Source organism: Nocardia sp. NPDC050175, from assembly GCF_044459885.1.
GTDB lineage: Bacteria > Actinomycetota > Actinomycetes > Mycobacteriales > Mycobacteriaceae > Nocardia.
On sequence record NZ_JBITJI010000013.1, the window covers coordinates 167,283 to 179,851 of the forward strand.

The 12,569-nt window shown below is 67.5% G+C and carries 9 protein-coding genes; 7 read left to right on the forward strand and 2 right to left on the reverse strand.

Annotation, left to right across the window (positions count from 1 at the left end):
- Positions 1–18 precede the first annotated feature (18 nt).
- The 6 genes from typA to ACIBK2_RS35595 all read left to right on the forward strand — a co-directional run bounded on the left by typA (position 19) and on the right by ACIBK2_RS35595 (position 7,323).
- Positions 19–1,917: a translational GTPase TypA gene (typA, locus tag ACIBK2_RS35570; RefSeq protein ID WP_396973934.1), complete on the forward strand. Its 1,899-nt coding sequence runs from the start codon at positions 19–21 to the stop codon at positions 1,915–1,917.
- 477 nt (positions 1,918–2,394) lie between these two features.
- Positions 2,395–4,170 (forward strand): ABC transporter family substrate-binding protein, encoded by a 1,776-nt coding sequence (locus ACIBK2_RS35575; RefSeq protein ID WP_396973936.1) that lies wholly within the window; start codon positions 2,395–2,397, stop codon positions 4,168–4,170.
- On the forward strand, positions 4,167–5,042 hold the full coding sequence (mshB, locus tag ACIBK2_RS35580; RefSeq protein ID WP_396974143.1) for an N-acetyl-1-D-myo-inositol-2-amino-2-deoxy-alpha-D-glucopyranoside deacetylase: 876 nt from the start codon (positions 4,167–4,169) through the stop codon (positions 5,040–5,042). The genes ACIBK2_RS35575 and mshB overlap by 4 nt, the downstream gene beginning before the upstream one ends.
- Positions 5,043–5,221: 179 nt before the next feature.
- Positions 5,222–6,691: an amino acid permease gene (locus ACIBK2_RS35585; protein ID WP_396974145.1), complete on the forward strand. Its 1,470-nt coding sequence runs from the start codon at positions 5,222–5,224 to the stop codon at positions 6,689–6,691.
- A gap of 45 nt (positions 6,692–6,736) precedes the next feature.
- Positions 6,737–6,895, forward strand: coding sequence for a hypothetical protein (locus ACIBK2_RS35590; protein WP_357381091.1), 159 nt, complete (start codon positions 6,737–6,739; stop codon positions 6,893–6,895).
- Entirely contained in the window at positions 6,892–7,323 is a 432-nt protein-coding gene (locus ACIBK2_RS35595; RefSeq protein ID WP_396973938.1) for a hypothetical protein, read from the forward strand. The genes ACIBK2_RS35590 and ACIBK2_RS35595 overlap by 4 nt, the downstream gene beginning before the upstream one ends.
- Here ACIBK2_RS35595 and ACIBK2_RS35600 read toward each other — a convergent pair.
- Both ACIBK2_RS35600 and ACIBK2_RS35605 read right to left on the reverse strand, forming a co-directional pair.
- Positions 7,320–8,882 (reverse strand): PH domain-containing protein, encoded by a 1,563-nt coding sequence (locus tag ACIBK2_RS35600; RefSeq protein ID WP_396973940.1) that lies wholly within the window; start codon positions 8,880–8,882, stop codon positions 7,320–7,322. The two genes, ACIBK2_RS35595 and ACIBK2_RS35600, sit on opposite strands and share 4 nt — an antisense overlap.
- Positions 8,879–9,376 carry a PH domain-containing protein gene (locus ACIBK2_RS35605; protein WP_396973942.1) on the reverse strand — a complete coding sequence of 166 codons (498 nt, stop codon included), beginning with the start codon at positions 9,374–9,376 and terminating at the stop codon, positions 8,879–8,881. Before ACIBK2_RS35605 ends, ACIBK2_RS35600 begins: the two co-directional genes overlap by 4 nt.
- Before the next feature lie 344 nt (positions 9,377–9,720).
- Between ACIBK2_RS35605 and ACIBK2_RS35610 the strand changes: the two genes are divergently transcribed.
- The gene (locus ACIBK2_RS35610) at positions 9,721–12,309 is read left to right on the forward strand and encodes a bifunctional FO biosynthesis protein CofGH (RefSeq protein WP_396973944.1); all 2,589 of its coding nucleotides are present in this window, start codon (positions 9,721–9,723) and stop codon (positions 12,307–12,309) included.
- Positions 12,310–12,569 lie beyond the last annotated feature (260 nt).

A 12,569-nucleotide genomic window follows, 5' to 3' on the forward strand; every position in this document is an offset into this window, starting at 1 on the left:
ACAGCAGGAGGATTCAGCGTGTCGTCTGCGCGCGATTTTCGCAACGTTGCCATCGTGGCCCACGTCGACCACGGTAAGACGACGCTGGTCGACGCCATGCTCCGCCAGTCCGGCGCCTTCGCCGAGCGAGCCGAGCTCGTCGATCGGGTGATGGACTCCGGTGACCTGGAGCGCGAGAAGGGCATCACCATTCTCGCCAAGAACACCGCGGTGCATAAGCACCACGCGGACGGTTCCGTCACCGTCATCAACGTGATCGACACCCCAGGCCACGCCGACTTCGGTGGTGAGGTCGAACGCGGCCTCTCCATGGTCGACGGCGTCGTGCTGCTGGTGGACGCCTCCGAGGGCCCGCTGCCGCAGACCCGGTTCGTGCTGCGTAAGGCACTCGCCGCGTCGCTGCCGGTGATCCTGGTGGTCAACAAGACCGACCGGCCCGACGCCCGGATCGAGGAGGTCGTCGAGGAAAGCCACGACCTGCTGCTCGACCTGGCGTCCGATCTGGACGACTCCGCCGCCGAGGCGGCCGAGCTCGCGCTCGACCTGCCGGTGCTCTACGCCTCGGGCCGCGCGGGCAAGGCGTCCAAGGAGCGCCCGGAGAACGGGCACGAGCCGGACGCGGAGAACCTGGACGCACTGTTCGACGTGCTGATGGAAAGCATCCCCGCGCCCAAGAGCAACCGGGACGCGCCGCTGCAGGCGCACGTCACCAACCTCGACGCCTCGGCCTTCCTCGGCCGCCTCGCGCTGGTCCGCATCTACGCGGGCGAGCTGCGCAAGGGCCAGAACGTCGCCTGGATGCACGCCGACGGCGTCAAGACCGTCAAGATCACCGAACTGCTGCAGACCGTCGGCGTCGAGCGGCAGCCGGGTGAGATCGCGATCGCCGGCGATATCGTCGCGATCGCCGGTATCCCGGACATCATGATCGGCGACACCCTCGCCGACGTGGAGCACCCGGTCGCGCTGCCGCACATCACGGTCGATCAGCCTGCGATCTCGGTGACCATCGGCACCAACACCTCGCCGCTGGTCGGCCGGGTCAAGGGCCACAAGCTGACCGCGCGCATGGTGAAGTCGCGCCTGGATCAGGAACTGGTCGGCAACGTGTCGCTGCGCGTGCTCGACATCGGCCGCCCGGACGCCTGGGAAGTGCAGGGCCGTGGTGAGCTGGCGCTGGCCATCCTGGTCGAGCAGATGCGCCGCGAAGGCTTCGAGCTGACCGTCGGCAAGCCGCAGGTGGTCACCCGGCTGGTCGACGGCAAGGTGCACGAGCCGTACGAAGAGCTGACCATCGACTGCCCCGACGAATACCTGGGCGCCGTCACCCAGCTGCTGGCCGCCCGCAAGGGCAAGATGGTCCAGATGGCCAACCACAGCGCGGGCTGGGTGCGGATCGAGTTCATCGTCCCCTCGCGCGGCCTGATCGGTTTCCGCACCGACTTCCTCACCGACACCCGCGGCACCGGCATCGCCAACGCGGTCTCGCACGGTTACGCGCCGTGGGCCGGCGAGATCCGGGCCCGCCACACCGGCGCGCTGGTCTCCGACCGGGCCGGTTCGGTGACCCCGTTCGCGATGATCCAGCTCTCCGATCGTGGCCAGTTCTTCGTCGAACCGGGCGCGGACACCTACGAGGGCATGGTGGTCGGGATCAACCCGCGCGCTGAGGATCTCGACATCAACGTCACGCGCGAGAAGAAGCTGACCAACATGCGCAGCGCGACCGCCGACGTGTTCGAGACGCTGGCCAAGCCGCTGCAGCTCGATCTGGAAGCCGCGATGGAGTTCTGTGCCGACGACGAGTGCGTCGAGGTCACGCCGGAGGTGGTCCGGGTGCGCAAGGTGATCCTTGGCGCGACCGAGCGTGGCCGCGAACTGTCCCGCCGCAAGGCACGGGACCGCGCCGCCCTCTGATCGTTTCGACCGCAACGGGATTCCGGCGTTCGCGCTGGAATCCCGTTTGCTATCGGAATTCATACCGCCACAGGGCGGGTTCGAATTACCGGGAATTTCCGGTGTCGGCTCAGGTGAATAGCGCGTGAATAGAGATGTGCGCCGGATTCCCGCGCTAATCAGGCGCGGCGGCGTCGGCGGCGAATGCTGCTGATAGGCAAGCGTTCTGGACAAAACGCGGGCGCTGATCCGAACGCCGAGAGGCCTTCTCGGCGGGAATGCCGACCGTTTGCCCGAGTGTTCTGTTCACGCAATTAACGAGCGTCGTCTCGGCTCGGATTGCGGCGCTGCCACCCCCTCAGTATGGGCAGGATTCCGTCAGGTGGGTGCGGTAGAGTCCGCAACCGTGAAAGTGGGCGCAGGGAATGGCATGGAGCGGCCGACGTTGTCGCCGGCTGCGGCGCTGCTGCCGTCGGTCGACGCGGTAGCGTGCGCAGCGTGAGCCCGCGGTCGAATCGGCGGGCTACCTGGCGGGTGCTCGGGCTGATCGTTGCGGCGTCGTTGACGGTGTTCGCCGGGTGTACTGCTAATCCGCCGCCGCCGATCGAGACCACGGACAGTCCGAAGACGGCGCAGGCCAAGCCGGGCAAGAGCACGGTGGTCGTCGCGATCGACACCATCGGCATCGGGTTCAATCCGCACCTGCGTTCCGACCAGTCACCCGCGTCCGCCGCGTTGAGTTCGATGGTGCTGCCGAGCCCGTTCCGGCCGGTGCCGAATCAGGCCGCGCCCGGCATCACCGACTGGGTGCCGGACACGTCGCTGATCGCCTCGGCCGAGGTCAGCGCGCAAGATCCGTTCACCATCACCTACACGCTGCGCAACGAGGCGAACTGGTCCGACGGTGCGCCGATCGCCGCCGAGGACTTCCAATTCCTGTGGCAGCAGATGATTTCGCAGCCCGGTGTCATCGACTCGGCGGGCTACCGGCTGATCACCGACATCGGCTCGGCCGACGGCGGCAAGCTCGTGACCGTCAAGATGCGTCAGCCCTATCCGGCCTGGCAGCAGCTGTTCACCAACCTGCTGCCCTCGCATCTGATGAAGGATTCGCCCGGCGGGTTCCAGGACGGCTGGGTGAAGCGAATCCGGGTGTCCGGTGCGCAGTTCGCGATCAAGAATGTCGATCCGCAGCGCGAGGAAGTGCTGCTGGAGCGCAACGCCCGGTTCTGGGGTACCCCCGCGGCACCGGACGAGATCCTGTTGCGGCGCGGCGGGACACCCGCGCAGCTGGCTGAGTCGTTGCGTACCAACGACGCCCAGATGACGCTGGTGCACGGCGGTGTCGCGACCCAGGCGCAGTTGGCCGCCATCCCGTCGGTACGCACCGCGATCATGCCCCAGTCTCGGGTGCTGCAGCTCGCGCTCAACGGCCGGACCGGCCCGGTAAGTGATATCCGGGTCCGTCGGGCGGTGCTCGCGCTGCTCGATCCCGCGCTACTGGCGACGGTCGGCGCGCAAACCGGCGGCTGGGTGGAACCGGTCCGCGCACAGATACTTTCGCCGTCCGACCCCGGCTATGCGCCGACCTCGCCACCTCGGCCGCCTGCCGATGAAGCCTTCGCTTTGCTGGCAGAGGCAGGATATGGTCGCGCGCCGGAGCCGCCGCCGGTCAACTCGCCGACCTCGCCCGCGCCGACGCCGCGTCCGGTCGCGAAAAACGGTAAATCCCTGACGATTCGGATCGGCGCGGCCGAGGGGGACACCACCGCGATCGCGGTCGCCAACACCGCCGCCGACCAATTACGCAGTGCCGGAATAGATGCCACGGTGCGCAATGTCGCCGCCGATGAGCTGTACGGGCGCGAGCTCGTCGACGGCACGATCGACGCGATCGTCGGCTGGGAGCGGGCGGGCTCCGACCCGGCCACCGTGCTCGCCTCCCGATACGGTTGCCCGCCACCGGAAGTCGGCGCAGGCACCACCGGTGCCGCACAACCGAGCTCGGATCCGGCACGCCGCGCACCGGCCAACCTGTCCGGAGTGTGCGACCCCACCTTGCAGGTGCCGATGGACGAGGCACTGCGCGGCATCGACACGGGCCGCGTACTCGCCGAGGCCGAGCCCAAGTTGTGGGAGTTGGCCACGGTGTTGCCGATCGTGCAGGACAACGTTGTCGCCGCGGCCGGTCCCAGGGTCGATGGTGCGTCGCTCAGCGGCAGTATCCAGGTCGGGATCTTCGGTGACGCCGGACAGTGGCGCAAGATCCAATGACCGGCGGCCTACTACTGGTGCACGCACACCCGGACGATGAATCCATCACCACCGGCGGCACTATCGCGCACTACCGCCGACGCGGCGTGCCGGTGACCGTGGTGACCTGCACGCTCGGTGAAGAGGGCGAGGTCATCGGGGACGAGTGGGCCCAGCTCACCGCCGACCGCGCCGATCAACTCGGCGGCTACCGCATCCTCGAACTGACCCGGGCATTGCAGGCCCTGGATGCCGCGCCGCCGCGCTTCCTCGGCGGCGCGGGCCTCTGGCGCGACTCGGGCATGGCGGGCACCCCGGCGGCGGAGAAGCCGGGGGTGTTCGTGAAGTCGGGCGATGCGGCGGTTGACGCGTTGACCGAGGTGATCGTGGAACTGCGGCCGCGAGTGGTGATCACTTACGACCCGAACGGCGGCTACGGCCACCCCGACCACATTCGAGCACACCAGATCACCACGGCCGCAGTGCATTCCGCCGCCGAGCGCGGCTGGGACACGCCGAAGTTCTACTGGACCGTCACCGACGCCGACATGCTGCGCCAGCACACGGCCGCGCTGGCCAAGCGCACGGTCGACGGGTTGCCCGGCCGGTTGCCGCAGGGCTGGCGGTTGCCCGCCGAGGACGAACTCGCGAGCGTGCCGAGCCGCACCGTGACCACCACCATCGACGTGTCCGACGCGCTCGCCGCCAAGCGCGCCGCGCTGCGGGCGCACGCGACCCAGCTCACGATGGCGCCGTCCGGGCGCGAATTCGCGCTCTCCAACAATGTTGCTCAGCCGGTACTGCCGGAGGAGTGCTTCGTTCTTGTCCGCGGTCAGAGGGGGCCGGTCGGTTCAGATGGTCGCGAACATGATCTTCTCGCTGGCCTCGAATGACGAACTTCTATTGATGGCGCGGCTAGCCTTCCGCACTTCCTGTCAGATTCCGGCGTATTCTTCGAATGTGCCCTGAGCTGCGAATATTCGTAGCTTGAGGGTTGCTGTTCCACCGAAAACTTTCGCCGGGTACCGTTCCCGTGATCTCGAATTCATCGATGTGGAGGGCGAAGCGGTTCATGACGGCGGTCGGCGACAAGGCTCACCTCAGTATCGAGGACGAGGGTTATCACAAGAGTCTCAAACCGCGGCAACTGCAGATGATCGCCATCGGTGGCGCCATCGGCACCGGGCTGTTCCTCGGCGCGGGCGGCAGGCTCGCCAACGCGGGACCTGGACTGTTCCTGGTCTACGGCGTGTGCGGATTCTTCGCGTTCCTCATCCTGCGCGCGCTCGGTGAGCTCGTGCTGCACCGGCCGTCGTCCGGGTCATTCGTCTCCTACGCCCGCGAATTCTTCGGCGAGAAGGCCGCGTTCGTGGCCGGCTGGATGTACTTCCTCAACTGGTCGATGACCGGCATCGCCGACACCACCGCGATTGCCCAGTATTTCCACTACTGGTCCGGGTTCAGCAGCGTCCCGCAGTGGCTGCTCGCGCTCATCGCGCTGATCCTGGTGCTCAGCATCAACCTGATCTCGGTGAAGTGGTTCGGCGAGATGGAGTTCTGGGCCGCGCTGGTGAAGGTGTTCGCGCTGAGCGCCTTCCTGATCGTCGGCACCATCTTCCTGATCGGCCGATTCACCGTGCAGGGCAACCCGACCGGGCCGAGCGTGATCGCCGACAGCGGCGGCCTCTTCCCGACCGGGGTGCTGCCGCTGGTCGTCGTGGTCTCCGGCGTCGTGTTCGCGTACGCAGCGGTCGAATTGGTCGGCACGGCGGCAGGCGAGACGGAGAACCCGGCCAAGATCATGCCGCGCGCCATCAACTCGGTGATCGCCCGCATCGCGATCTTCTACGTCGGCTCGCTGGTGCTGCTCGGCCTGCTGCTGCCGTACACGGCGTACACCGCCAAGGAGAGCCCGTTCGTCACCTTCTTCACCCTGCTCGGCGTGCCCGGCATCGGCAGCGTGATGAACCTGGTCGTGCTCACCGCCGCGTTCTCCAGCCTCAACGCCGGCCTGTACTCGACCGGACGCATCCTGCGGTCCATGTCGATGAACGGCAGCGCGCCGAAGTTCACCGGCGTGATGGGCCGCAACGGCGTTCCCTACGGCGGCATCCTGCTGACCAGCCTGATCGCGCTGGTCGGCATCGCGCTCAACGGCGTGGTGCCGGACCGGGCGTTCGAGATCGTGCTGAACCTGGCCTCGCTCGGCATCGTCGCCTCCTGGGCCACCATCGTGCTGTGCCAGCTGCAGCTGTGGCGCTGGTCCAAACAGGGCAAGGCGGAGCGGCCGTCGTTCCGGATGTTCGGCGCGCCCTATACCGGGCTGCTCACGCTGGTGTTCCTGTTCCTCGTGGTGGTGCTGACCGGCTTCGACTATCCGGTGGGCACCTGGACCGTCGCCTCGCTGGTGCTGATCATTCCGATGCTGATCGTCGGCTGGCTGTTCGCGCGCAAGCGGGTGCTGTCCATCGCGGAGGAGCGGATGGGCTACACCGGCGAGTTCCCGGTGGTGGCCAACATCCCGATCGACGGCGAGAAGTGATCATGCGGGCCCCGGCCGCCGCGGCGTCGGAATAGACTCGCTCCCATGTACAACTGGTCGGTCCAGGACGCGATCGTCGCGTTCGTGGAAAGCATGAAGCCGAACTGGCAGGCCCAGCACGAGCTGTACCTGTCGGTGCTGTACGGGTTCGTCGACATGCAGAGCCACCTGCTGACCCTCCTCGGCTTCCCCCCGGTGCCGTGAGGGCGGCTGTCGGCGGCAATCAGGTGCCGGTGACGTATCGGGAGTCACCCGCCCCGGTGGCGCCCTGGCTGGCACCGCTCATCCTCGTGATTCTGGTGATCGATGCCTTCATCACGCTGGCCCTGGAAGTGCTGTATCTGCCGACCTACTTCGGCGCGACCGCGTTTCCGCTGTCGGGTGTGCTGGCCGGGGTGGTGAACATCCTGCTCGTGCTCGGTGTCCGTGCCGTCTCGCCGCGCGTGGCGGCGATGTTCTTGCCGTTGGCCGCTTGGACTTTCGGGTTCCTGATCTGCGCGAGCACCGGCCCCGGCGGGGACATCATGCTCGCAAGCGACTGGCGCACTGTACTTTTGCTGTTCTGTGGGCTGGTGCCGCCGCTGGTGTACATCTACATTCGCGTCAATTCCGGGTTGTTCAGCAGGCGTTAGCGGCCACCGAGTTGGCCCGGTGTGACCGCGTCGATGAGGGCCCAGGCTTCGTCGAGCGGGATATCGAGCACGTGATACCGCTTCTTGCCCGCGGCGGACGCCGCGACCACGGTGGCGACGCCCGCTCGGCGCTGGAAGAACGACTGCCGGACGGTCCAGCCGATCACACCGGGTGCTTCCAGACAGTCGCGATCGCGGCCCAGTGAGCCCGATCGGGTGATCAACCAGCGCGGGCTGGTGGCGGTTTCGGGCAGCACGGTGTGGCCGAGGCCGCGATAGCGGTCTTCCGCCAGCGCGATCGCGACCGGAACCAACAGCACGGGCAGCACCCACCACCACGGCGAAAAGTTCGCGCCCGCAACCGAAGCGACCAGCATGACGAGTGCGGCCACGGCAATGGGCAGCAGCGTGCGGGTGTGCCGCCTGCGGCGGGCGATCGGACCGTGCGCGATCAGCGGTGCGTTGCCGGGGCTCGGCCCTGCGGCCAGCGGGGCAATCGCCTTGTCCTGGAACTCGTTCGGGGCGAGCAGGTGGCTCAGCGTGTGCTCGATGGCGGTGCGCGGCGCCTGCGGGAGAATCTTCTGCCGCGGGCTCGCGCCGACCATGATCGCCTCGAGTTCGGCGGCACCGGCCAGGCGCAGCAGCAGCGGCTCGTTCACCGTCGCACCGCGGAAGCGGGCCAGATCCAGGGTGATCTGACGGGTGGTGAACAGGCCGTGGCGCAGGTGCAGCGTGCGGCCGTCATCGATGACGCGCAAGCCGAAATACGTTGTCAGATAACGTGCACAGGCGGCCAGGCTGACGATGAGCACGATCACCACGAGCAACCCGGCGGTGCCGATGGCGATCAGTGCCGCGCCGCCGTTCTCCACCCGCTGCACCGCGTCCGAGCGGAACAGCACCTGGCCGACGCCGTACTGGAACGCCAGGCCGACGATCGGCGCGATGATCGCGAAACCCGTCAAAGACAATGGAGCGTACCGGACCCAGGCCGGATTCCAATGCGCGATCTCACGACCGGGCAGCGCATCCTGCCTCTCGGCGGCCGACTTGTCGAGCGAAACAGGTTGTCCGGCAACGTCTTGCGGTGCACTACCGGTGTGGGCGAGCAGCGCGTCGCGCAGTTCGGGCACCAAACGTGCGTCGAGCGCGTCCAATTTGAACTTCTCACCCGAATCCGCTTGCTGCCCAGTGCCGATGGCCAGCACCGCGAGCCCGAGCAGCCGGTGCAGCAGGTCCGCCTCGATGTCCACCGACCGGATCCTGGACCGTGGCACCGCGAGTTTCTTGCGCTGCACCAGCCCGGTGCGCAGCTCGACATGGGTCGGCCCGACCCGATAGGTGGTGGTGAACCAGCGGGTGAGCGCGAACCCGACGATCAACGCCAGCGGGATGATGCTCCACACGTGATTGCCGCTGCTGGTGCCGAGGATCACCGATCCGATCAGCACCGGAATGAACTTCACCACCTCGGTGACCGGATGTACCAACAACATTCGCTTGTCCAGCCGCGACCACGGTTGATCGGTCTCCGGCGCGAGCGCCTCCGCCGATGTCATGTCGCGTCGCCCCGATGCTGCGCGGCGATCCGGGTCAGCCGGACCACCGTCTCCTCGGCCACCGGGAGGTCGAGTTCGGAAATCTGCACCGCGCCCGCGGACGAGGCGGTAGTCACCGTCACCGTGGCGAGCCCCAGTAACCGTTCCAACGGCCCGCGTTCGGTGTCCACGGTCTGCACTCGCGAGATCGGTGCGACCCGGCTCTCCTGGGTGAGCCAGCCGACGCGGGTGTACACGGCCTCCTCGGTGACCTCCCACCGGTGCACCGCATACCGCCACCACGGGACCACACCGATATTCAATCCGGCGAGCAGCAGCGTCACCAGGAATACCGTCAGCTGCCACCCCCGATTACCGGAGTCGAGCACTGCCCAGACGAGCTGCGCCGCGAACGGAACCACCCACACCAGGACGGCCTGGATGGTCCACAAGAGTTTCGCCTTCGGACTGGGGCGCCAGGCCGGATCGGCCATGATCGTGCGCGGCTGCGACATGCCTGCCATGGTTCCATGAACTTCGGCCCGTTGGGCCGCCGATGGTGCGCGGCGCGGCGCACCCGGGTGACCACGGGCAACCGATTTCGGCGGGCGTCGATGGAATAGCCCCGAGCTCCGCGCAGTTGTCAACGCTCACATGGTGCCTCGCTGTCACAGGGTGCCGTGGTGAACGCGGCGTCCCGGACTCGGTGGGTTCTGGTCGCTACGCTCACTCATCAGCATCGGAAGGAGACAGGTCCGGATGGTTAGCGCATGATCGAGGTCGTGAGTGAGCGCAGCGAACGAACCGAAGACACAGCACCACCGGTCACGGTGGAGCCGAGCGCCAGCGAGGCGGAAGCGTGACCGAACTGCCGAACCCGAGCATTCCTGCTGTACCCCCTTCTTCATCGGCTATGCGCAGGGCTCTGCGACGAGCCCGTGACGGTGTCACGTTGAACGTGGACGAGGCCGCGGTGCTGCTGCATGCGACCGGTGACGACCTGAAAGACCTGAGCCACAGCGCAGCCAGAGTGCGTGACGCGGGCCTGGAGTCGGCGGGACGGCCGAAGACCATCAGCTATTCCCGCAATGTCTTCATCCCGCTGACCCGGCTCTGTCGTGACAAATGCCACTACTGCACCTTCGTGACGGTGCCGGGCAAGTTGCGCGCCGAGGGCAAGGGCATGTTCCTGGAACCCGACGAGGTGCTCGACATCGCCCGCCGCGGCGCCGCGCTCGGCTGCAAGGAAGCCCTGTTCACGCTCGGCGACCGCCCGGAGGATCGCTGGCCGGAGGCCGCGCAGTGGCTCGATGAGCGCGGCTACGACTCCACCCTGGACTACCTGCGCGCCGTGTCGATCCTGGTGCTCGAGGAGACCGGCCTGCTGCCGCACCTGAATCCGGGTGTGATGTCGTGGGAGGAGATCTCCCGGCTCAAGCCGGTCGCGCAGTCGATGGGCATGATGCTGGAGACCACCGCGACCAGGCTGTTCACCGAGAAGGGCGCCTGCCACTACGGCAGCCCCGACAAGGACCCGGCGGTCCGGCTGCGCGCGATCACCGACGCGGGCCGGCTATCGGTTCCGTACACCACCGGCCTGCTGGTCGGCATCGGTGAGACGCTGACCGAGCGTGCCGAGTCGATCATGGCGATTCGCAAGCAGCACAAGGCTTTCGGGCACATCCAGGAAGTGATCATCCAGAACTTCCGGGCCAAGGACGACACCGCCATGCGCGATGTTCCGGACGCGGGCATCGAGGAGTTCCTGGCCACCATCGCGGTGACCAGGCTGCTGCTCGGCCCGGACGTGCCGGTGCAGGCGCCGCCGAACCTGGTGTCGCACGAGGACTGCCTGGCGCTGATCGATGCTGGCATCGACGACTGGGGTGGCGTATCGCCGGTGACGGTGGACCACGTGAACCCGGAGCGGCCGTGGCCGAACCTGGACACGCTGCGGGAGATCACCGAGAAGGCCGGATACCAGCTGGTCGAGCGGACCTCCGCGCATCCGAAGTATGTGCGCGCGGGCAGCCCGTGGATCGACCCGCGGATCGGCGTGCACGTCGCCGCGCTCAGCGATCCGGTCACCGGTCTGGCGAACCCGGACGCGATGCCGGTCGGCCTGCCCTGGCAGGAACCGGACCAGTCCTGGGAATCCGCCGGACGCGTCGACCTCAACACTGCCATCGACACCGAGGGCCGCAACACCGAGAGCCGCAGCGATTCCGCGATCGGCCAGGACGTGGTCGGTGCCTTCGGCGATTGGGACACCATCCGCGAGCAGGCCCGCGATCTCGCGGTCGTCGCGCCGGAACGGCTCGACTCCGAGGTACTGGCCGCGCTGAAGGCCGCCGAGCGCGACCCGGCCGCACTCTCCGACGCCGAATACCTGGCGTTGGCCACGGCCGACGGCGCGAACCTGGAGGCAGTGGCCGCGCTGGCCGATCAGCTGCGTCGCGACACCGTCGGTGACGACGTCACCTACGTGGTGAACCGGAATATCAACTTCACCAACATCTGCTACACCGGCTGCCGCTTCTGCGCGTTCGCTCAGCGCAAGGGTGATGCCGACGCGTTCACGCTGAGCATGGACGAGGTCGCGGATCGGGCCTGGGAGGCGCACGTCGACGGCGCCACCGAGGTCTGCATGCAGGGTGGCATCGACCCCGACCTGCCGGTCACCGGCTACGCCGACATCGTGCGTGCGGTGAAACAGCGGGTGCCGTCCATGCACGTGCACGCCTTCAGCCCGATGGAGATCGTCAACGGCGCCTCGCGCGGCGGGCAGAGCATTCGGGACTGGCTGATCGCGCTGAAGGAAGCGGGCCTGGACACCATCCCGGGTACCGCCGCGGAGATCCTCGACGACGAGGTGCGCTGGGTGCTCACCAAGGGCAAGCTGCCGACCTCGGCGTGGATCGAGGTGATCACCACCGCGCATCAGATCGGCCTGCGTTCCAGCTCGACCATGATGTACGGCCACGTGGACAACCCGAAGCACTGGGTCGGACACCTGCGCGTGCTGCGCGGAATCCAGGACGAGACAAGCGGTTTCACCGAATTCGTGCTGCTGCCGTTCGTGCATCAGAGCGCGCCGCTATACCTGGCCGGCGCGGCCAGGCCCGGCCCGACGAACCGGGACAACCAGGCCGCGCACGCGCTGTCGCGGATCATGCTGCACGGCCGGATCGACAACATCCAGACCAGTTGGGTGAAGCTCGGCACCGTCGGCACCAGGGTGATGCTCAACAGCGGCGCCAACGACGTCGGCGGCACGCTGATGGAGGAGACCATCTCCCGGATGGCGGGCTCGCAGCACGGCTCGGCCAAGACCGTCGCGGAGCTGGTGGACATCGCCGCGGGCATCGGCCGTCCGGCCCGCGAACGGACCACCACGTACGGCGTTCCGCAGCACAAGGTTTCGGTGCTACCACTCACAGTGGGATAGCGGCGTAGGCTTCCGGTAACTGCCGGTGGCGGTGATAGGCAAGGCTCCACTCGGCGATCGAATTCGGATCTGGCCGGATTGCCGGAATACCGGCGGACCGACCGGGAGGGTTCCGAATTGTTGGAGCCGCACCCGCGATGGCGTGGGACGGCTCCGAACAGCCTGGTTCTGAACGGGGTTTCGGACGGCGCTAGTGGCGTGCGAAACATCTGAAGTTAGGTAAGGCTGACCCGGAGTAGCGTGGGGTGTCCGGATAGGGT